This window comes from Candidatus Poriferisodalis sp., assembly GCF_965208555.1.
Classification (GTDB): domain Bacteria; phylum Actinomycetota; class Acidimicrobiia; order Acidimicrobiales; family Poriferisodalaceae; genus Poriferisodalis.
On the sequence record NZ_OZ242342.1, the window covers coordinates 2,791,565 to 2,811,772 of the forward strand.

Annotated in this window: 19 protein-coding genes and 1 pseudogene; 17 read left to right on the top strand and 3 right to left on the bottom strand. The window is 67.9% G+C overall.

Going from position 1 to position 20,208, the window contains the following annotated elements:
* The first annotated feature begins 10 nt into the window (after positions 1-10).
* From ACOGXE_RS12855 to ACOGXE_RS12865, 3 genes are read left to right on the top strand one after another with little or no spacing between them, the layout of a single operon-like run.
* The gene (locus ACOGXE_RS12855) at positions 11-1,162 is read left to right on the top strand and encodes a CaiB/BaiF CoA transferase family protein (RefSeq protein WP_419931309.1); all 1,152 of its coding nucleotides are present in this window, start codon (positions 11-13) and stop codon (positions 1,160-1,162) included.
* Positions 1,143-1,655: a hypothetical protein gene (locus tag ACOGXE_RS12860; RefSeq protein WP_419931310.1), complete on the top strand. Its 513-nt coding sequence runs from the start codon at positions 1,143-1,145 to the stop codon at positions 1,653-1,655. Before ACOGXE_RS12855 ends, ACOGXE_RS12860 begins: the two co-directional genes overlap by 20 nt.
* The gene (locus ACOGXE_RS12865; RefSeq protein ID WP_419931311.1) at positions 1,652-2,023 is read left to right on the top strand and encodes a hypothetical protein; all 372 of its coding nucleotides are present in this window, start codon (positions 1,652-1,654) and stop codon (positions 2,021-2,023) included. Before ACOGXE_RS12860 ends, ACOGXE_RS12865 begins: the two co-directional genes overlap by 4 nt.
* A gap of 44 nt (positions 2,024-2,067) precedes the next feature.
* Here ACOGXE_RS12865 and ACOGXE_RS12870 read toward each other — a convergent pair.
* Positions 2,068-3,864, bottom strand: a pseudogene (locus ACOGXE_RS12870) (phosphoenolpyruvate carboxykinase (GTP)); the annotation flags it as partial.
* Between the two features lie 79 nt (positions 3,865-3,943).
* Positions 3,944-4,141, bottom strand: a complete 198-nt coding sequence (locus tag ACOGXE_RS12875; RefSeq protein WP_419931312.1) for a hypothetical protein — start codon at positions 4,139-4,141, stop codon at positions 3,944-3,946.
* Between the two features lie 153 nt (positions 4,142-4,294).
* On the opposite strand from ACOGXE_RS12875, the gene ACOGXE_RS12880 reads away from it, so the two are divergent.
* A complete protein-coding gene (locus ACOGXE_RS12880; RefSeq protein WP_419931313.1) occupies positions 4,295-6,130 on the top strand; it encodes a DAK2 domain-containing protein in 1,836 nt (611 codons plus the stop codon).
* A 101-nt stretch (positions 6,131-6,231) separates the two neighbouring features.
* Positions 6,232-8,349, top strand: coding sequence for an ATP-dependent DNA helicase RecG (gene recG / locus ACOGXE_RS12885; RefSeq protein WP_419933521.1), 2,118 nt, complete (start codon positions 6,232-6,234; stop codon positions 8,347-8,349).
* 10 nt (positions 8,350-8,359) lie between these two features.
* Here recG and rsmD read toward each other — a convergent pair whose 3' ends face one another.
* A complete protein-coding gene (gene rsmD, locus ACOGXE_RS12890; protein WP_419931314.1) occupies positions 8,360-8,905 on the bottom strand; it encodes a 16S rRNA (guanine(966)-N(2))-methyltransferase RsmD in 546 nt (181 codons plus the stop codon).
* A gap of 33 nt (positions 8,906-8,938) precedes the next feature.
* Between rsmD and ACOGXE_RS12895 the strand changes: the two genes are divergently transcribed.
* The 12 genes from ACOGXE_RS12895 to ffh all read left to right on the top strand — a co-directional run bounded on the left by ACOGXE_RS12895 (position 8,939) and on the right by ffh (position 20,132).
* A complete protein-coding gene (locus tag ACOGXE_RS12895) occupies positions 8,939-9,118 on the top strand; it encodes a hypothetical protein (RefSeq protein ID WP_419931315.1) in 180 nt (59 codons plus the stop codon).
* Positions 9,119-9,285: 167 nt separating this feature from the next.
* Positions 9,286-9,771: a pantetheine-phosphate adenylyltransferase gene (coaD, locus tag ACOGXE_RS12900; RefSeq protein WP_419931316.1), complete on the top strand. Its 486-nt coding sequence runs from the start codon at positions 9,286-9,288 to the stop codon at positions 9,769-9,771.
* Positions 9,768-10,556, top strand: coding sequence for a hypothetical protein (locus ACOGXE_RS12905; protein WP_419931317.1), 789 nt, complete (start codon positions 9,768-9,770; stop codon positions 10,554-10,556). Before coaD ends, ACOGXE_RS12905 begins: the two co-directional genes overlap by 4 nt.
* A gap of 142 nt (positions 10,557-10,698) precedes the next feature.
* Entirely contained in the window at positions 10,699-11,226 is a 528-nt protein-coding gene (locus ACOGXE_RS12910) for a YceD family protein (protein WP_419931318.1), read from the top strand.
* Between the two features lie 44 nt (positions 11,227-11,270).
* A complete protein-coding gene (rpmF, locus tag ACOGXE_RS12915) occupies positions 11,271-11,474 on the top strand; it encodes a 50S ribosomal protein L32 (RefSeq protein ID WP_419931319.1) in 204 nt (67 codons plus the stop codon).
* A 49-nt stretch (positions 11,475-11,523) separates the two neighbouring features.
* The gene (gene plsX / locus ACOGXE_RS12920; protein WP_419931320.1) at positions 11,524-12,516 is read left to right on the top strand and encodes a phosphate acyltransferase PlsX; all 993 of its coding nucleotides are present in this window, start codon (positions 11,524-11,526) and stop codon (positions 12,514-12,516) included.
* Between the two features lie 13 nt (positions 12,517-12,529).
* Positions 12,530-12,820, top strand: coding sequence for an acyl carrier protein (locus ACOGXE_RS12925; RefSeq protein WP_419931321.1), 291 nt, complete (start codon positions 12,530-12,532; stop codon positions 12,818-12,820).
* 1 nt (position 12,821) lies between these two features.
* On the top strand, positions 12,822-13,583 hold the full coding sequence (gene rnc, locus ACOGXE_RS12930; RefSeq protein WP_419931322.1) for a ribonuclease III: 762 nt from the start codon (positions 12,822-12,824) through the stop codon (positions 13,581-13,583).
* Positions 13,576-14,406, top strand: a complete 831-nt coding sequence (locus tag ACOGXE_RS12935) for a DNA-formamidopyrimidine glycosylase family protein (RefSeq protein ID WP_419931323.1) — start codon at positions 13,576-13,578, stop codon at positions 14,404-14,406. The genes rnc and ACOGXE_RS12935 overlap by 8 nt, the downstream gene beginning before the upstream one ends.
* A 27-nt stretch (positions 14,407-14,433) precedes the next feature.
* Positions 14,434-17,556 carry a chromosome segregation SMC family protein gene (locus tag ACOGXE_RS12940; protein WP_419931324.1) on the top strand — a complete coding sequence of 1,041 codons (3,123 nt, stop codon included), beginning with the start codon at positions 14,434-14,436 and terminating at the stop codon, positions 17,554-17,556.
* An 11-nt stretch (positions 17,557-17,567) separates the two neighbouring features.
* Complete coding sequence (ftsY, locus tag ACOGXE_RS12945; protein ID WP_419931325.1) at positions 17,568-18,659, top strand: signal recognition particle-docking protein FtsY; 1,092 nt, start codon at positions 17,568-17,570, stop codon at positions 18,657-18,659.
* Positions 18,660-18,662: 3 nt separating this feature from the next.
* Entirely contained in the window at positions 18,663-20,132 is a 1,470-nt protein-coding gene (gene ffh, locus ACOGXE_RS12950; RefSeq protein ID WP_419931326.1) for a signal recognition particle protein, read from the top strand.
* The last annotated feature ends 76 nt before the right edge of the window (positions 20,133-20,208 follow it).

A 20,208-nucleotide genomic window follows, 5' to 3' on the forward strand; every position in this document is an offset into this window, starting at 1 on the left:
GGGAGTCGGCATGGGCACAGGACCGTTGGCAGGCGTGCGAGTGATCGAGTTGCAGGGCATCGGCCCGGGTCCCTTCTGCGGCATGATGCTGTCCGACATGGGCGCGGAGGTCATCCGCGTCGATCGCTCGGCCAACGTGAAGGACCGCGACCCTGCGAGGCCGCCGATCGACGTTCTGGCCCGCGGCCGGGCATCGATCGGACTCGATCTCAAGAACCCTGACGGGGTCGAGGCGCTGCTGCGTCTGGTGGAGCATTCCGACGCTCTTATCGAGGGCTTCCGCCCCGGAGTCATGGAGCGGCTCGGCATCGGGCCCGACGAATGCCTGGCTCGGAATCCGCGACTGGTGTACGGCCGGATGACCGGTTGGGGCCAGGAGGGCCCGTACAGCATGGGTGCCGGGCACGACATCAACTACATCGCACTGGCCGGCGCGCTCGACCCGATCGGCCGCAAGGGAGAGCCGCCGATCGCTCCGCTGAATCTCGTCGGTGATTTCGGCGGGGGAGGCATGCTGCTGGCGTTCGGCGTGGCCTGCGCGCTGTTCGAGTCGCAGCGTTCCGGTGAAGGCCAGGTGGTGGATGCGGCCATGGTCGACGGAGCTGCGACGCTCATGGCCATGTTCCACTCGCTGCGGGCGCTCGGGGTCTGGAACGACGAGCGCGGGACGAACCTGCTCGACACCGGCAGCCACTTCTACGACGTGTACGAGTGCGCTGACGGCAACTACATCTCTGTCGGGTCGATCGAGCCCCAGTTCTACGCCGAGTTGCTGCGGCTCGCTGGCCTCGAGGGCGATCCCGAGTTCGCCAAGCAGCACTCGCGCAGTCGATGGCCCGAACTCAAGGAGCGGATCGCGGAGGTCTTCAAGTCGAAGACGCGTGACGAGTGGTGCGAGATCATGGACGCCACCGACGTGTGCTTCGCCCCGGTGCTGACATTGGCGGAGGCGCCGCAGCATCCGCACAACATCCATCGCGACGTGTTCTGCGAAGTGGCCGGCGTGGTCCAGCCGAGCCCGTCGCCGCGCTTCAGCCGCACGGTCCAAGCCGTGCAGGGACCGCCGGCGCACCCTGGCCAGCACACCGATGAGGTGCTGGCCATTGCCGGCTACGACCCCGATGACATCGCGAAGCTGCGCGATGCCGGTGCCGTTGCCTGAGACAGCCGACGGCGCGCCTGGCGGGGCGAGCGCTGCAGAGCCGGAGCGCCGGGAGCCGCACGACGCTCCGCCTGGGCTCGACCGCAAGCTGGTCCCGCTGTACGCCGAGGCAGCCGCGGTTGCGGAGACTTCGCCCGCCAGTGCCTGCGCGCTGGCACGGCTGCTGCTGCGCAGCCTGATCCAGTCCCAAGGGCTGCGAGGCCGTCACCTCGTGCGAGACATCAGCGAGTTGGTGTCGGCAGGGGCGCCAGTCGGGCTCTTGCGAGCGCTCGATGTGATGAAGCTGAGCGACACCGAGGCACGACGTCCCGGCGAGCTCAACCTCGCCAACGGTCACGGCGATGCTCAGAACCTGCTCATGTTCATCCACCTGTTCACGCAGCACGTCGCGCCCCCCGGGCGCGAGCAGGAAACGCAGGCGCCGCCCCGGCACGAGCACGAAACGCAGGCGCCCCCCGGGCGCGACCACGGAGCGCAGGCGCCGCCGCAGTGAGCGCTGACGTCTGGGCGACAGTTCACACTGCGCTCGGCTGGGCTCTCGTGCTGTCGAACGGGCTCGCGGGGCTGTGGGCGCTCGCCGCGATCCGCTGGAACGTGCTGCGACACCGCAGCCTGTGGTGGTTCTTGGGGGCGGCGTGGGTCTTGGTCTTCGTCCAGCTCACAGCGGGCGTTGTCCTCATGCGCGCAGCGGCGGTCGATGCGCCGGCGTTCCACGTGTTCTACGGGGCCTGTTGCGCAGTGGCGGTCGCCTTCGTCTACGCCTACCGCCAGCAGTTGCCCCATCGCCGCTACGAGCTGTTCGGACTCGGCGCCTTGTTCATCATGGGGCTCGCCATCCGGGCCATGTTCCTGGGCAACTGACGGTCCTGCCGCCCCGCGGCGGGTACGCAGTCCGCTGCAGCACGTCAGAGCCCGAGTCGCTCCTCGAGCAGGTCGAGCTGGTGACGCATCTGCGCGGGCAGGCGCTCGCCCAGATTCCGGTAGTGGGCTTCGATCATGTCAATCTCAGCTCGCCAATCGTCCTCGTTGACGCCGAGGAGCGTTTCGATCTCTGCCGGGGTCAGGTCCAGGCCGCTGGTGTCGAGCGCCTCGGGCGGCGGCGCCAGGCCGATCGCGGTGGGCACGGCTTCACCGTGGCCGGCAACCCGTTCCAGGATCCACTTGAGCACCCGAGCGTTGTCACCGAAGCCAGGCCAGATGAAGTTGCCGTCGGCGTCCTTGCGGAACCAGTTCACGTAGTACAGCTTCGGCAGCTGGGTTCCGGGTTTGGCGCCGATGTCCAGCCAGTGCTGGAAATAGTCGCCGAAGTTGTATCCGCAGAACGGCAGCATTGCGAAGGGATCGCGCCGCACCTCGCCCACCGTCCCTGCCGCAGCAGCTGTCTTCTCCGAGGACATCTGCGAGCCCAGGAACACGCCGTGCTCCCAGTCGAAGGCCTCGACCACGAGCGGCACCGTGGTAGCGCGCCGGCCACCGAAGAGGATGGCCGAGATGGGCACGCCGGCGGGGTCCTCCCACTCGGGCGCAATGGTGGGGCATTGGGCGGCAGGGGCCGTGAAGCGGGCGTTGGGGTGGGCTGCGGGCGTTCCGTCGGACGGCGACCACTCGTTGCCGCGCCAGTCGATGAGACCTTCCGGAGGTTCCGGCGTGAGGCCCTCCCACCAGACGTCGCCGTCGGGAGTCTGCGCCACGTTGGTGAACACGCAGTTGCCCCACATGGTGCCGAGCGCGCTCGGGTTGGTGTCGTTGCCCGTGTTGGGCGCGACGCCGAAGATGCCGGCCTCGGGATTGATGGCGTGCAAGCGCCCGTCGTCGCCGAACTTCATCCAGGCGATGTCGTCGCCGATCGTGCGGATCTTCCAGCCCGGAAGCGTGGGGATCATCATCGCCATGTTCGTCTTGCCGCAGGCGGAGGGGAATGCTGCCGCCACGTAGACGGTCTCGCCTTGCGGCGGTGTGACGCCCACGATGAGCATGTGCTCAGCCAGCCAGCCCTCGTCGCGGGCCATGGTCGAAGCAATCCGCAGTGCGAAGCACTTCTTGCCGAGCAGGGCATTGCCGCCGTAGCCGGAGCCGTAGGACCAGATCTCGCGTGTTTCGGGGAAGTGGACGATGTATTTGCGATCGGCATCGCACGGCCAGGCAACATCGGCCTGACCCGGTTCCAATGGTGCGCCGAGCGAGTGGATGCAGGGCACAAAGTCGCCGTCGCCGAGCACATCGAGCGCTGCCTGGCCCATGCGCGTCATGATCCGCATGGAGGCGGCCACGTACGGCGAGTCGGTGAGCTGGACCCCGATGTGGGCGATATGGCTGCCGAGCGGTCCCATCGAGAACGGCACCACATACATGGTCCTGCCACGCATCGAGCCCTCGAACAGCTTCAGCAGCTCCTCGCGCATCTCGGCGGGTTCCCGCCAGTTGTTGTTCGGACCGGCGTCGATGGCGCCCTCGGTGCAGATGAAGGTGCGATCTTCGACGCGGGCCACATCGCCCGGATCGGAACGGGCGAGGTAGCTGTTCGGGCGAGCGTCGGAATCGAGCGGGATGAGCGTCCCCGATTCCACCATCTGTCGGCAGAGCCGCTCGTACTCCGCCTGTGAGCCATCGCACCAGTGGACTGCATCGGGCCGCAGCACGCCGGCCCAATGATCGACCCAATCGATCAACTGGCGGTGAGTGGTGGCAGGCAACTTGTCCTCCGGGTCCGAGTCTCGCGCTCGCGCACAAACTGAGACGGGTAACTCGCTCTTCGGCCGGCGCGTCTGCCCCGGCCTCAGATCACGCTGTCTCCCCCCCGGCGGTGATCCAATCAGGTGTTCCCAGGTCCACTTCCGAGCCGAGACGCAGCCGCGTGGCGAGCCCCCGTCCGTCCAGGTCGTAAATCACTCGCTGGCCTTGCCGCACCATCCGGAAGATGGAGCCCTCCAAGGCATTCGGAGCCAGTTCATGCTCGGCGCGCGTGACGTCGTCGGTCACGACTCCGACTTTGGATGCCGGGTCGTACGACTTGATGACGCCTTGCACATGCGCCTCCGATGGCTGGGAATCTGCCGCGCTGCAGAAGCAGCTCGCGCAGTCCCCGGAACGCTAGCAACCGGTCACCGCGGGCGCGTTGTAGCTTCGGCAGTCATGGGCGATCGGGACCTCGAATCGACGGCCGGATCCGCAACCGTTCTGGATTCCGAAGCACTGGCCGAGACGATGCGCGTGTACCGCGCAGCGCTGGAGCAGCATCGGATCACGATCGATCGTCTGAACGTCTACCCGGTGCCCGACGGCGACACGGGAACCAACATGGCTATGACACTGGCGGCCGTCAGCGAGGAATTGCTCGGGTCCGGTACCGGCAGGGCGGACATCTGCCGTGCCATCTCGCACGGCGCCCTGATGGGCGCGCGAGGCAACAGCGGGGTCATCGTCAGCCAGCTGCTGCGAGGATTCGCCGCAACGCTGGCACCGGGGGACGATCATGCCGGCGAGCCGCCGCCGATAGACGCCGGAATGCTGGCCAAGGGCCTGGTGGCCGCGAGTGCGGCCGCCGACAGTGCGGTCATGAGGCCGGTTGAGGGCACGATTCTGAGTGTGGCGCGCGCGTCGGCGCAGGCTGCGCAGCGCACACTCGAAGCACTCGCCGAAGACAGTGCCGGCCCCGGCGCCCACGGGCTCGCAGCCGTGCTCGAGAGCGCCAAGCGAGCCGGCCAGGAGGCGCTGGAGGCCACACCGCAGCAGTTGCCGGTGCTTGCCGACGCCGGCGTCGTGGATGCGGGTGCCGCGGGCTACCTCTTGCTGCTCGACGCGATGCTGCATGTGGTCGATGGGCGCCCGCTGCCCGCCGAGGTGGAACTGCCGGCCGATGTGGCCGCCGTCATCGCGCACGGAAACGCCGGTGCTCAGCTGCCGAACGGCAGTGTCGATCCTGTGGCCGAGCAACGGGCTGAGCTGCACCGCCACCTCGACGGGGACGGGCACGGCGGGCACGAGGCGCACGATCCCTCCGGCACGCGCTATGAGGTGATGTTCCTGCTCGCGGCGCCTGACGAGAAGATCGATGCCTTCAAGTCGGCGTGGGATTCGCTCGGCGACTCCATTGTGATGGTGGGCGGCGACGGCCTGTGGAACTGCCATATCCACACTGACGACATCGGCCCTGTCATCGAAGCGGGCATCGACGCGGGACGACCGCACCGCATTCAGATCACCGATCTGCACGAGCAGGTCGCTGGTCTGGGTGTGCATGGAGCGCACGGGGAGCACAGGGGACACAGCGCTCATGGCGGGCACGACACCGTGAGCGGGGATCGGCCGCAGGTCGATTGCGCGGTCATCGCGGTCTCGCCTGCGGCCGGGCTCGACGCGCTCTTCGCTGCGCTGGGCGCTCAGGAGATCGTCACCGGGGGGCAGACGATGAATCCCTCGACGGCGGAACTGCTCGCAGCTGTCACCGCCGCACCGTCGCAGCATGTCGTGATACTGCCCAACAACTCCAACATCATCCCGGTCGCGCGCCAGGTCGATGCGCACACGGTCAAGCACGTGGAGGTCGTGACCACCACCTCGGTGCCCGCGGGTCTCGCGGCGCTGATCGGCTACGACCCGGCTGCCGATGCGTCGCAGAACGCCGCGACGATGACCGACGCAGCCGACGCGGTTGCCGCAGGCGAGGTGACACAGGCCGTGCGTGAGGTGAATGCGTCTGTCGGTCATGTCGCGGCCGGACAGTGGATCGGACTCGACGAGTCGGGAATCGTGGCTGCTGGCTCCACGGCAGGTGCGGCCGCCATCGGGCTGCTCGGGCACATGCTGCAGCCCGACCACGAGATACTCACGCTGATCGAAGGGGCAGGTGCGGTGCCCGCCCAGACCGAAGACGTCGCGTCGTGGCTGGCTCAGCATTGGCCAGACGTCGAACTGGAGCGCCACGCAGGCGGGCAGGACCACTACCCGTACCTCTTCGGCATCGAATGAGCCCACCCCGGCCCAGCCAGCCGGCTCCGGGCCGATCCAGCGCCGCGGCTGCATCGCACGGGACTGACTCCGGAGCCGTAGCGGCCCCTGAACCGCTGACGCTGCGTGAGCTCGACTCGATTGACGTTCAACGCCTCAATGGCGTCGGTCCGCATCGACGCAAGGCCTTGCACGCGGTCGGGGTCGAGACCGTCTTCGATCTGCTCACTTACTATCCCCGCCGGTACATCGACCGGACGGCCCAGGCCCCGATCAGCGAGGCCGCCGTCGGCGCGGAGATCACAGTCGTGGCAGATGTGCTGTCGGTATCGAGCCGGCGCCTGCGAGGCGGCCGCCGGCTGGTGAGCGTCGAGGTCGGCGACGCAAGCGGCACGATGAGCGTGATCTTCTTCAACCAGGCGTGGAGAGAGCGTCAGCTCACCGACGGTTTGGCGGTGGCGATCTTCGGCAAGGTGGAGAACTACCGGGGACGCAAGCAGATGACCAATCCTGTGGTGGATCTGCTGGGAGACCGCACCGGCAGGATCGTGCCGGTGTACCCGCAGTCAGAGACGGCTGGAATCGCCACCTGGGATGTCGCAAGCTGGGTAGCCGAAGCGCAGCGGCGCTGCTCGCCCCGGGGTATTGCTGATCCGGTGCCCGACTGGTTGCGAAGCCGGTTCCAGGTCGTCGAACGGGCCGCCGCGGTGGCCGACATCCACGAACCGTCATCGATGTCCGACCAGGCGGCAGCCCGCAACCGGCTGGTGTTCGACGAGCTCTTGCGGGTGCAGCTCATGCTCCGGAGCCAACGCTTGGCGCGTGAGGCCCGTGAACTCGGCATCGCACACGAGCCGGCCGGTGATCTCATCGAGGGATTTCACCGTCTCCTTCCCTACGAGCTGACGGGTGCGCAGCGCCGTGCGATGGCCGACATCGATGCCGACGTGAGCACCTCGCGCCCGATGCATCGCTTGCTGCAGGGCGATGTCGGATCCGGCAAGACGCTCGTGGCCCTGCATGCGTTGCTCGTCGCCGTGCAGAACGGCCACCAAGGTGCGCTCATGGCGCCGACCGAGGTGCTCGCCGAGCAGCACTTCATTGCCTTGCGGGCGCTGCTCGACAGCTTCGAGATCCCTGACAGTGAGCGCCTCAGCGGCATGCGGCCGCTGCGTCTGTGCCTGCTCAGCGGTTCGGGCTCGGCAACGCAGCGTCGAGAGGTGCTGGCGGAAATCGCCACGGGCGCGGCGGACATCGTTGTCGGCACGCACGCCCTCTTGGAGGAGTCGGTGAAGTTCGGCTCGCTCAGCGTGGTTGTGGTCGATGAGCAGCACCGGTTCGGTGTTTCACAGCGCGCGCAGCTCCGGGAAGGCGGCCGTGACGACCGCCGCATCCCCCACCTTCTCGTCATGACGGCGACGCCCATTCCTCGCACTGCGGCAATGACGGTGTACGGCGATCTGGACGTCTCCGTGCTCGACGAGCTCCCGCCGGGCCGCACACCCATTACGACGCAGTGGGTTCGCGGGCCCCTGGCTGTCGAATCGATGTGGTCCGACGTGCGCAGCGAGATCGAAGCCGGCCGTCAGGCGTACGTGGTGTGTCCGCTGATCACCGAGAGCGAGAGCCTCGATGCGCGCTCGGCGGAGCGGATGCACGCCGAGCTTGCAGACGGATCCCTTGCCGGTCTTCGGGTCGGGTTGCTGCACGGTCGCATGCCGCCCGCCGACAAGGAGCGCACGATGACCCGATTCCGGACAGGAGGGCTGGATGCGCTCGTCGCGACGACGGTCATCGAAGTGGGGATCGACGTTCCGAATGCCACGGTGATGGTCGTGCTGTCCGCCGATCGTTTCGGCATGGCGCAGCTGCACCAGTTGCGTGGCCGGGTGGGTCGGGGGAGCCATGCATCATCGTGCTATCTCGTCAGCGACGACGAGCCGACGCCTACGGCTGTCCAACGGCTCACCGCACTCTCGGAATCGAGCGACGGATTCGAGTTGGCCGAACGTGACCTCGAGCTGCGCGGCGAGGGCACGCTGTTCGATGAACGCCAGTCCGGCCGCAGCGATCTGAAGCTGGCATCGCTGGCCCGCGATCTGACCTGGGTACAGGCTGCGCGCGACGCTGCTGCCGATCTCATCGCGGCCGACGGGGATCTCGATGCGCATCCGGCGCTTGCAGACGAAATCGACTGGTTCGCCAGCCGCCGCGACCCCGACTACTTGCAGCGCGGCTAACCCGGACCGCTCACTCGCCGCATGGCGCTTCGGCGTGTCGAAGCAGGATGGTGATGACGGGGGTGCCGTACTGGCGCACTCGATGCGTGCGCCACTCATCACCGGGGCCGGGCTCGATCTCGCGGTCCGACTCGCACACCAGCACGTCGGCGTTTACTGCGTCGAGGAGATCACGCCAGCCGTCGAATCGGTAGGGCGGATCGGCGAATGCGAGATCCATCGAGTCGCCATGCTGAGCCAGGAATCCGCCGACATCAGCTCGGACCACCGTGGCGTGCTCGATGATGCCAAGCGCCGTCAGATTCGCCGTGACAGTCCGGCAGGCGACTGCATCCCAGTCCACGAACGTGGTGTGCGCAGCACCGCGTGACAGCGCCTCGATGCCGAGCGCTCCCGAGCCGGCGAACAGGTCCAGCACTGCTGCACCGTCGGGCAGGCCCAGGCTGACGAGCATGTTGAAGACGGCCTCGCGGGCGCGGTCCGATGTCGGCCGGACCGCATCTGTGCCGACCGTCTTGAGGCGACGGCCGCCCAGCTTCCCGCCGACCACGCGCATGAGGCGACCATACGCGGGTGCGACACTGCGACCATGGACGAACTCGCAGTGCCCGAGGAGATCATCTGCGTCGACTGCGGAGGCCGCTGCGGCCTGCTGAGTGTGCCCGAGCCGGATTGGGGCTTCCAGCCCGGCGATGTCGTCGCATACCGCTGCGCCGATTGCGGTGACCGCTGGGACCTCATCGTCCCGGACACCGAGACACCGAGCTGACGGCGGCTCTGATCACTTCCCGCTCTCGTTCGCTCCGCTCACAGGCCGCTCGGGCCACGGCTTCGCCTTGCGGCTCCGCCTTTGAGGGTCCCTCGATTCACGACTGCGGCGCGGTACGGTCGCCCCACTGAACGCGGATCGATCCGGAGGAACCGTTTTCGGTGGTCATGGCGATGTATCCAGGCTCGTTCGATCCTGTGCACAACGGGCATCTCGACGTGATATCGGCGGCGTCCCGGCTGTTCGACTCGGTCACGGTGGCAGCCATGCGGAATCCGGCCAAGGCCACGCCGCTGTTCTCAGATGACGAGCGCGTCGCGATGATCGTCGAATCGACAAGCCATCTGGGCAACGTCTCGGTGGTGCAATTCGGAGAACTGGTGGTGGACCTCGCTCAGCGCCTTGGTGCCGATGTCATCGTGAAAGGGCTCCGCAGCCAGAGCGACTTCGAGTCCGAGCTGCGCATGGCGCACATGAATCACTCGGTGACCGGTGTCGAGACGGTCTTCGTCCCGCCTCGAACCGAGCATCTCTTCATCGCTTCCAACTACATCCGAGAGATCACCAAGTTCGGCGGCGATTGCTCGCATCTCGTCCCGTCTCCGGTGGCCGCTCGACTCCGGCAGCGCATCACGCAGGGGGAGGGCGCATGAGCATGTCCGAAGGCGGCGTCGAGGCGCCGCCGCAGCCGGGGGCTCACCCCGGAGTACCCCAGCCGCATTCTCCATTCGGTCCGCCTTCGGTTGAGACTGGGGCACCCACCGAGGAAACGCCGACGCCGACGCAGGCCGCAGGTCCGGCGTCGCTTGCACCGCGCCCACCCTCGGTGACGGCCGAGCAGTTCATCCGCGAGGCGATGGAGATCATCGACGCTGCGCGCCCGATGCCGCTGTCCACCTCGGTCATGATCAACCGCGACGAAGTGATGACCCTGCTCGAGTCCGCGCTGGCGGCGGTGCCCGACGAGACGCGCCAGGCCCGCTGGCTGCTTCGCGAGCGCGATGAGGTGCTGGCACAGGCACGTGTCGACGCCAACCTGGTCATTGATGAGGCACGCAGCCGTGTCGCTCAGATGGTGCAGCGAACCGAGGTCGTGCGCACGGCCGAGCGGCGCGCACGCCAGTTGCTCGACGATGCCCGAATCCAGACTCGCCGCCGCCGCCATGAAGTCGATGAGTACTGCGAACGGCAGCTGGCGCAGTTTGCGAGCGCGGTCGATCAGGTCCAGATAGCGGTCCAAGCGGCACGACGCAAGCTCGGCAAGCGCACTGCGACTCCGGTGGCACCCGCATCGCCGAGCGTCCCTGCGGCGCAGCAAGGCGCAGGTGCCACGGGTACCGGCGGTGCGGCACCGTCCGGCGGCGGTCCCGAAGCTCGGCAGCCTGATGCTCACCCGCCGATCACTCATCCCGTCGTATTCGACCAGGACCAGATGTGAGTGCCAGAGGCTGAGCCGGCAGGCGAAGCCGTGGCCCGAGCGGCCCGTGAGCGGAGCGAACAAGAGCGGCAAGCAATTGGTGCAACAAGGGAAGGCTGACCCATCCGCGTTGCCGGCGAGGGACCCGGTGCGGTCCCTGTCAGTGCCCCTGCGATCGATCCCCGATGGGCAGCTCGAGTGGTCTGCAACGGTGCCAGCGTCGGTATTGCTGGGTGGCGAGTCACGAGAGACCCTGCGCATCGCCGATGTCGAGGTGCCGCTCGACAGCGACGTCTGCGTGGCAGTGATGCTGGAGCTCATCAGTGGCGGTCTCAGCGTCACTGGCGAGGTCACGGCAACCTGGACCGGTCCGTGCGCCCGCTGCTGGCTGCCGCTCGACGGGGAGGTGAAGTCGGCGGTCCGGGAGGTGTTCGCCGCCGAGCCACGCGAGGGTGAGCAATACGCACTCGGCCCCGAGTACGCCGATCTCACCCCGATGGTGCGGGAGGCGGTCCTGTTGGAGCTGCCCATCGAGGCGATCCCGTGCCCGCACCCCGAGCCGTGCCCGAACCTGCCAGCGGAACTCACCGGGCCCCACGACTATCCGGACACCGGCCGTCCGGCAGAGCCCGCAGATCCGCGCTGGGAGGCGTTGGACGCGCTGCGGGGCCGGCTGGACGCAGGAGAATGACGTGAGACCGGAAGTCAGCTGAGGAGCACCAATGGATAGGCTGCATGCTCCGCTCGAGGAGTCCGGTTGTGGCAGTCCCCAAGAAGAAGACATCCAAGAGCAAGACGCGTTCGCGTCGCGCTGCAGCATGGCGCCTGAACGCGGCACCGAGGAGCGTGTGCCCTCGCTGTGGCGCGGCCAAGCTGCCCCACCGGGTCTGCGGGCAGTGCGGCTGGTACGGCGGTCGCCAAGCCCTCGATATCGCTTGAGTCACGATCGCATGAGGCCGTGCCGAATGGCGGGTCTGGGGTCGGGCTGATGACGCTGCCGGTCGCTGTCGACGCAATGGGCGGCGATCACGCGCCCGATGCGGTGGTGGAAGGGGCGCTCACCGCAGTGCGCGAAGGCCTCGACGTGCTGCTCGTAGGCCGGCGCGATGCGATCGTGGAGGCCGGTGGCGAATCGCTTGCCGTCATCGAGGCCTCCGAGGTCATCGAGATGTCCGAGGAACCGAGCCGTGCGGTGCGGACCAAGAGGGACTCATCGATCAGCCGTGCCGTCAACGCCGTGCGTGACGGTGAGGCGTCGGCCGTGGTGAGCGCCGGCAACACCGGGGCCGTGGCGGCGGCAGCCCTGCTGAGGCTGAAGCGCCTGCCCGGCGTTGCCCGGCCGGCCATCGCGACCGCCTTTCCGGTTCCTGGCGGCCAAACGGCGCGTGTCCTGCTCGATTCAGGCGCCATGGCCGACTGCAATGCCCAATGGCTGCACCAGTTCGCCCGTCTCGGCTCGGCCTACAGCCGCATCCGTTTCGGCGTGGCGGCACCGAAAGTCGGGCTGCTGTCGATCGGCGAAGAGCCGGAGAAGGGCAGCCTGCTCGTCAAGGAAACCCACAAGCTGCTTGCGGCTGACGACGAGATCGACTTCTTCGGCAACGTCGAGGGGGGTGACGTGCTCGATGGCCCCGTCGATGTTGTGGTCACCGACGGCTTCACCGGCAACGTGCTTCTGAAGTCGCTCGAAGGCACGGCGTCGTTCTTTGTGCGTCTGATTCTGGAGCGCCTGTCCGAAGGCGGGCAGGCGGGTGCCGAAGCGCTTCGCCTGCTGGCGCCGCTGGCCGACGAAATGAGTGCCGACAACGTCGGGGGCGCGATGCTGCTGGGCGTGCGGGGAGTCTGCGTCATCGCGCATGGCTCGTCGAGCCCCAGAGCCGTGACGAGCGCCATCAGAGTCGCTCATCGCATGGTGGAGGCCGACTTGCTGGGCGAGCTGGCGGCCGTCAGCCTCCCGTCGGCCTCCTCCGACCACCGGTAGGCTGGCCGCCGCCATGCCCGCCGAAACCCACGTGCGTCAGAGTCCACCCGAGCGCGAAGAGGTCTTCGATCTCATCCGCGACCAGCTCGCCGACATCTTGGAGTTGGAGCCAGCCCAGGTCGCTGAGTCGTCGTCGTTTGTGGACGACCTCGGTGCTGACTCCCTGGCACTGATCGAGCTGGTCGAGGCGCTGGAGGAGGAGCTCTCGGACCGCACCGTGGGCTTTCGTATCGAAGACGAAGATCTCGAAGATCTCAAGACCGTGCGCGACGCCATCGACTATGTGATGGAGCGCGTCGGCTGACGTGGAGATCGCTGTCGCCGAACTCGCCGACCACGACAGCTTCTCAAAGCGTGTCGGATATCGCTTCGCCGACGCCGGGCTGCTGACCGAGGCCCTCTCGCACAGGAGCTGGTGCCACGAGCGCAACGTCGAACACCCGACGGGGCCCCAGGCGGCCTCCAATGAGCGCTTGGAGTTTCTCGGAGACGCCGTGCTGGGTCTGTGCGTCTGCGAGCTCGCGGTGACCGGTTGGCCTGATCTCGGGCCGGGCGATCTCAGCACCGTGCGGTCCGCAGTGGTGAACGCCAGCGCATTGGCCGAAGCAGCCCGCGGCTGCGAGCTCGGACCTGTGCTGCTCCTCGGCAAGGGTGAGGCCGCCACCGGCGGCGCGGACAAGGATTCGATCCTGGCCGACGCCCTCGAAGCGGTGCTGGGAGCGGTGTTCGTCGACGGCGGCTATCGCGCGGCGTGCGACGTCGTGGAGCGATTGCTGGGCGAACGCCTCGCCGAGGCGGCGAGCGAGCCGGACGCCCGCGAGGCCAAGAACCGGTTCCAAGAACTCGCGGCTCGACAATTCGGCACCGAGCCCACCTACGACGTGTCGAGTTCGGGGCCTGCGCACCAGCCTCGATTCGTTGCGGCGGCACGGATTTCCGAAGAGGTCTGGGGTCGGGGCGAGGGTTCCACCAAACGCGCTGCCGAACGTCGCGCGGCGCAAGCTGCATGCCTGCGGCTCCTAGAGGCCGAGCAACCTACTGATGCGGAGGCGCCCGCCCATGGCTGAACTGCCGGAGATCGAGATAGCCCGGCGCGATCTCGACAAGGAGATCACGGGCCGGCGGGTCAAGACCGTCGATGTCCCGGGCACCAAGAAAGCGCTGCCGGCGATGCGCTCGAAGCAGCAGTTCGCCGACCTGCTCGAGGGCAAGAAGATCATGTCTGTGTCCCGCGATGGCACGCTGCTGCTGTTCGACCTCGGACCGGACGAAATCATGGTGGCGCACTTCGGCGCCACGGGCTCGCTGCGGCGGGCGACGTCCAGAACACCCCAAGATCCCGACACCAAGGTCGTGCTGACGTTCACCAAGGGCGGGCAGCTGAGGCTGCTCGACTCAGGAGCCGACGCGACGCTGCGGGTGATCGCGAAGAACCGCTACCACAAGGTGTTCCCGGACCAGACAGATCTCGGCTTCGATCCGGTCGACATGCCGATGCCTTGGACTGATTTCGCGCTCATGCTGCGCGGCCGCTCGGACACCATCCGCGATCTGCTGCTGGACCAGACGTTCGTGGTAGGGCTCGGACCGATGTACTCCGATGAGGTGCTGCACGCAGCACGGCTCTCCCACGCACGCGTTGCCAGCGAGCTGAACACCCAGGAAGTCCGGCGGCTCTACCGGGCCATCGTCGAAACGGTCCACAATTCCATCAAGTATCGGGGCTCGGGCACCAGCGGCCATCTCGACATCTTCGGCAAGTCGGGAGGCTTCGATCCGTACCTCGAGGTCTTCGGACGCGCGGGCGAGCGATGTCGCAACGGCCGTGGCGACGTCCTCACCGCGAACATCCGGGGCGTGACCCACCACTACTGCGATTATCAGGTGTAGACGTCGACCCCCACGCTTCGAGCTGCCGTGTTCCTTCGCTCCCTGACACTGTCCGGTTTCAAGTCGTTCGCAGACAACGCCACGCTCACCTTCGAGCCCGGCGTCACGGTGGTGGTCGGCCCGAACGGCAGCGGCAAGTCGAATGTCGTGGACGCCATCGCGTGGGTGCTCGGCGCTCAGGGGCCGCGCGCATTGCGAGGCCAGCGGATGGACGACGTCGTCTTTGCAGGCACCGATCGCCGGACCGCCTTGGGCAGAGCGCAGGTCACCCTGGTGATCGACAACGAGTCGCGGACATTGCCCACCCAGACGGCGGAGGTCGCCATCACGCGCACGCTGTTCCGCTCGGGCGAATCCGAGTACGCGCTCAACGGGACGCCCTGCCGTCTGCTCGACCTGCAGGAACTGCTCAACGACGCCGGAGTCGGCCGCCAGCAGCACATCATCGTGGCCCAAGGCCAGATCGAGCAGGTCCTCGCCGCCCGTCCCGAAGAACGGCGAGCGCTGATCGAAGAGGCGGCTGGCGTGCTGAAGTTCCGTCGCCGCAAGGAACGGGCCGAGCGACGGTTGGAGGGCACCCAGGCAAATGTGACCCGCCTCACAGATCTTCAGCGTGAGCTGCGCCGGCAGCTGCGGCCGCTGGAGCGGCAGGCCACCGCAGCGCGCCGGCATCGCGAGCTCAGTGCAGAACTGGCTGAGCTGCAGCTCTACAACGCGGGCCGCGAGCTGGCGGCCCATCATCAGGCCCAGAGCGCCTCCGATGCTCGGCGGATCGAGTTCGCGGCCCAGCAAGAGGCCGCAGCTGTATCGATCTCCGACATCGACGGGGCGATCGACGACGCACAGTCGCAGCTGGCCCAGCTGACTGCAGAGCCGGCTGATCGGCTGCCGCGTGTGGCGTCGATGTCAGAGCGGGCGCGCGGTTTGATCGGCCAGACGTATGAGCGAATGCGATCAGTCGAGCGGGAACGCAACGCCCTGCTCGATTCCGATGTGGTGGCGACGCTGACGGATGAACACGCACGGGTGTCGGCCGAGCTGGCGGAGCTGGACGCACTTCCCGCGCAGGCTCCGGCAACCGAGGTCTCGCCCGACGGCGCAGACTCCGAGGCCGGCGCCAGCGCGGAAGTCGACCGCGCGGCGGCCGATGCGGCCGAAGAGGCCCACGCCGAGGCCGAGGAGCGTCTCGAGGCCGCTGCCGCGGTGCTGTCGCAGGCTGACGAGCATCAGCGGCACGCGGCAGAGGAGCTGCAGCACTGGATCGGGCGGTTCGAGGCGTTGGCATCCGCAGTCGCTGCCGCACGCACTGATTCCGGCATCTCGGTGCTCGATGGCGTGGCCGGAGTCATCGGAGTGCTCAGCGATCTCGTGACCATCGACGACGGATGGGAAGCGGCCGTCGAGGCTGCTGCAGACGGAGCGCTGTCGGCTGTCGTCGTGCGCGACGACGCCGCAGCGGCTGCGGCGCTCGCTGCGTTCGTCGACGGCGATGCGAGCGGCGCGGTGATCTCGCTCGACGAACTGCCGGCTCCTCGTGAGCCGAGTCGCCCGGCCGGCACGCCGTCGGGGCCCGGCGAGTCGGTACGGCCCCACGTTCGGGTGGCCCCCGACGCTCCGCCTTGGTGCCACAGCCACATCGGCTCGCTGCTCGACGCAATCATCGGCGGAACGATCTGTGTTCCCGGCGATTGGTCCAGCGCGTATGACCGGGCGATGGCGGCCCGTGAGAGGGGAGACGCCGTCTTCGTCACGTCCAGCGGCGACCGCTTTGGATCCCGACGCTGGCGGATCGGCAGCACGGGGCCGGCTGCGGCCACTGCGGCGCTCGATCACGCGCGAGCACGGATTGACGAGCTCACCCACGACCATCGCCAAGCAGCAGCGGCGTGGGCTTCGGCGCAGCAGGCGCACCGAGCCGCATCGGATGCGTGCGGTCAGGCACGGCGCACAGCGGAAACGCTGCGACGCCGCGTTGTGACGGGTGAGGCGCGGCAGGCCGCTCAGGCTCAGGCATCGCAGGACCGCGCTGCTGCGCAGCAGCATCGCCGATCGGCGTTGACCGAGCGGCTCCAGGCCATTTCGCAGCGCCTTGCAGGTCATGAGAGCTCTCGCGCTGCCGCGGCCGCTCGCCTGGACAGGACCGAGGTCGTCGTGTCCGGTTTGGATCGGCTTGCACGGCTGCTCTCGCAGCGTCGTCAACGTCTCGACGCCGAAGAGCGGCAATTGCGTTCTCGCCACGAGGCCCGCACGGAGCTTGTGCGTCAGCTGACAGAGCGTCTCGACGCACTCCGGCGCGAGCGTGACGCTGCGGGGGCTCGCCAGGAGCAGCTGCGTATCGAGCTCGCGGCCCTCGATGTGGCGGATGCAGAACGCCGCACCAAGCGAGACGCTCTTGTCTCGATGCTTCGGGCGGACTTCGCCGCAGACCCGGCAACGGCGCTTGCCGCATCGCCGCCGCCGCTGCCCGACGGTGTCACTGCAGCTGCACACCTACGGACGCTGCGCGCCGATCTGAATCGCCTGGGCCCAGTGAACCCGCTGGCTCTGTCGGAGTACGAAGCTGCGTCAGAACGTTTCGAGTTTGTGGCCGACCAGCTCGCGGACGTTCGCAACAGCCGCAGAGAGTTGCACAAAGTCATCCGCGCGATCGATGCCGAGATCATCGCCACCTTCGCAGAGGCATTCGAAGATGTCGCCCGGAACTTCGCTGAGCTGTTCGGCACCTTGTTCCCGGGCGGCACGGGCAGGCTCTCGCTGACCGATCCAGAAGAGCTTCTGACCTGTGGCGTGGAACTTGACGTCAGGCCGGCCGGCAAGCGCATCGGACGCTTGTCGCTGCTGTCAGGCGGCGAGCGCTCGCTGGTGGCGTTGGCGTACCTCTTCGCTGTGTTCCGCAGCCGGCCGTCGCCCTTCTACGTCCTCGACGAGGTCGAAGCAGCGCTGGACGACGTCAACCTGCAGCGTTTCCTGGATCTGGTGGCCGAGTTCCGGCGCGAGTCGCAGTTGATCATCGTGAGCCATCAGCGCCGCACGATGGAATCCGCCGACGTCCTGTACGGCGTGTCCATGCCGCCCGGCGGCTCCAGCGTGGTCCTGTCGGAACAGCCGGAACCCCAAGATCGCAGGGAGCCCGCGACGGCACCTCGGTAGCCTGCCGACCAGTGGGCACCACGGAAGTTCTCATCGTCATCGTCGTCGTCGTGGCGACGGTGCTCCTCGCCGGCCTCCCATTCATCCATCGCGCGACACAGCGACGCTCGAAGCCGCCGGCACCGAACACCCCCGTCGCCGCGTCGCCGTCTCCGGCGCGGGCGACGGACGACCCCGTCACGGTGCCGGCACAGTCCCCAGCCACCTTTGCGTCCGGACTGGCGTCTTCGCAGCGCACGCTGCGTGAACGGCTGGCATCGATCAGCCGACGGCAACCTGATGCGACGACCTGGGAGAGCCTGGAGGAGGCACTGCTCGGCGTCGATGTCGGCGTGGCTACCACGATGGCGACGTTGGAACGCCTGCGCTCCAGGGCCGCCGATGAGGGCATCGCAGACGCCGACGGTCTGATGCACGCGCTGACTGAGGTGATGCGCGCAGCCCTCGCCGGGGAGCGCTCGCTGCACGCGACTGCCCAGGACAGGCAAGATGCCACGCCTGTCTGGCTGTTCGTAGGGGTCAACGGTGTGGGCAAGACCACCACCATCGGCAAGGTGGGAGCCCGGCTCTCGGCGGAAGGCCGATCCGTCGTCATGGCTGCCGGTGACACGTTCCGCGCCGCCGCAACTGCGCAGCTGCAGACGTGGGCTGACCGGTGCGGTGCGGAGTTGATCTCAGGCAGCTCCGGGGCCGACCCCAGCTCGGTCGTGCATGACGCGGTCAGCGCAGCTGCGGCCCGAGGTGCGGACGTTGTGCTTGCTGACACGGCCGGCAGGCTGCAGAATCGCAAGAACCTGATGGACGAGCTCGCCAAGGTGCGCCGCGTCGCCGATCGGGAGCCTGGCGCAGTCGCCGAGACATTGCTCGTCATCGACGCCACCACCGGCCAGAACGGCTTGAGCCAAGCGCGAGCTTTCGCCGAGGCCACAGATGTCACGGGCGTCGTGCTCACCAAGCTGGACGGCTCGGCCAAGGGCGGGATCGTCTTTGCCATCGAGGCCGAGCTGGGCCTGCCGGTCAAGCTGGTGGGGCTCGGCGAGGGCCCAGACGATCTCGTGGACTTCGACCCTGACAGCTACATCGACGCGCTGCTCGGAGGCTGAACGATGTTCGACACGTTGACTGACCGCCTGTCCGGCACCCTGCGGGGCTTGCGGGGCCGCGGCCGGATGCGTCCGGCCGATGTAGACGAGGCGCTGGGCGAGATCCGTTTGGCACTGCTCGAGGCCGATGTCAATGTCGGCGTGGTACGCCGCTTCGTGGAGCGGGTGCGCGAGCGCAGCGTCGGCGGCGAGGTCACCGCCAGCCTCACGCCCGGCCAGCAGGTCACCAAGATCGTCAACGACGAACTCGTCGACATCCTGGGCAGTCAGCCGCTCGACATCCAGTTCGCTTCGAAGCCGCCCACCGTCCTGCTGCTGGCTGGGCTTCAGGGCTCCGGGAAGACGACGGCTGCCGCCAAGTTGGCGCAGTGGTGCAAGTCCCAAGGCCGCAACCCGCTGCTGGTCGGCGCCGACCTGCAGCGTCCGGCAGCCGTCGAGCAGCTGCGGACGCTGGCCCGCAGCATCGATGTGGAGGTCTGGAGCGAACCGGGTGACCCTGTGGCCTGCGCGGCTGGCGGGTTCGCCCATGCCCGGCGCGCCGGCCGCGATGTACTCATCGTGGACACCGCAGGCCGGCTGGCGATCGATGCCGAGCTGATGACCGAAGTGGCCCGCATCTCGGATGCCGTCGAACCGCACTACACCTTCCTCGTCGTCGACTCGATGGTGGGCCAGGACGCCGTCACCACCGCCGAGACCTTCCACGCGACGCTCGAGGTCGACGGGATCGTGCTGACCAAGCTCGACGGCGACGCCCGCGGCGGCGCGGCCCTGTCCGTTGCCGAGGTCGTCGGCCGCCCGGTGGCGTTCGCATCGGTCGGCGAGAAGATCGACGACTTCGAGCAGTTCCATCCGGACCGCATGGCGAGCCGCATTCTCGGCATGGGCGACGTGATGACGCTCATCGAGAAGGCGGAGCGCGTCTACGAGGCCGAAGAGGCAGAAGCAGCAGCTCAGCGTCTCGCTGAGGGCACATTCACGCTCGACGACTTCGTGGACCAGCTTCGTCAGCTTCGCAAGATGGGCAACTTGCAGAGCATCGTCTCGATGATGCCGGGCGTCTCTGACCAAGTTCGCAATGCTGAGATCGACGATGATCGCATCGCCACCGCCGAAGCCATCGTGCTGTCGATGACGCCGGCCGAGCGTGTGTCGCCCGAGATCATCGATGCCTCCCGCCGCGCCCGCATCGCAGCCGGCAGCGGCACGTCATCAGCACAAGTCAGCAACCTGCTCAAGCAGTTCACCCAGATGCGCAAGATGATGGGCGGCATGATGGGCCTGGGCTCGAAGCGTCGGCCTGCTGGCCGCAAGGCCGGCCGCAAGCGCTCGAAGGGCACGGGCCGTGCTGGCGGCGGCTCGCGTACCGGTGGGGGAGGCAGGGTCTCGCCCAAGGGGGCGTCTCGTGCAGGCAAGCCGTCCGTCGCCGACATCGACTGGGATGCGCTTGACCTGAAGCTGCCAGGCCGCTGACGGGCACGGGGTTACTCGGCGCTTGCCCGTTAGGCTCGTTCGTCGGCGCGGCGGCCCATCGGCTCGCCGGTCCCAC

Coding starts and splice junctions, on each gene's coding strand:
- ACOGXE_RS12855 (WP_419931309.1), top strand. CDS start 11: ATGGGCACAGGACCGTTGGCAGGCGTGCGAGTGATCGAGTTGCAGGGC.
- ACOGXE_RS12860 (WP_419931310.1), top strand. CDS start 1,143: ATGCCGGTGCCGTTGCCTGAGACAGCCGACGGCGCGCCTGGCGGGGCG.
- ACOGXE_RS12880 (WP_419931313.1), top strand. CDS start 4,295: ATGGGCGATCGGGACCTCGAATCGACGGCCGGATCCGCAACCGTTCTG.
- rsmD (WP_419931314.1), bottom strand. CDS start 8,905: ATGCGCGTGGTCGGCGGGAAGCTGGGCGGCCGTCGCCTCAAGACGGTC.
- ACOGXE_RS12895 (WP_419931315.1), top strand. CDS start 8,939: ATGGACGAACTCGCAGTGCCCGAGGAGATCATCTGCGTCGACTGCGGA.
- coaD (WP_419931316.1), top strand. CDS start 9,286: ATGGCGATGTATCCAGGCTCGTTCGATCCTGTGCACAACGGGCATCTC.
- ACOGXE_RS12905 (WP_419931317.1), top strand. CDS start 9,768: ATGAGCATGTCCGAAGGCGGCGTCGAGGCGCCGCCGCAGCCGGGGGCT.
- rpmF (WP_419931319.1), top strand. CDS start 11,271: ATGCTCCGCTCGAGGAGTCCGGTTGTGGCAGTCCCCAAGAAGAAGACA.
- plsX (WP_419931320.1), top strand. CDS start 11,524: ATGACGCTGCCGGTCGCTGTCGACGCAATGGGCGGCGATCACGCGCCC.
- ACOGXE_RS12925 (WP_419931321.1), top strand. CDS start 12,530: ATGCCCGCCGAAACCCACGTGCGTCAGAGTCCACCCGAGCGCGAAGAG.
- ACOGXE_RS12935 (WP_419931323.1), top strand. CDS start 13,576: ATGGCTGAACTGCCGGAGATCGAGATAGCCCGGCGCGATCTCGACAAG.
- ffh (WP_419931326.1), top strand. CDS start 18,663: ATGTTCGACACGTTGACTGACCGCCTGTCCGGCACCCTGCGGGGCTTG.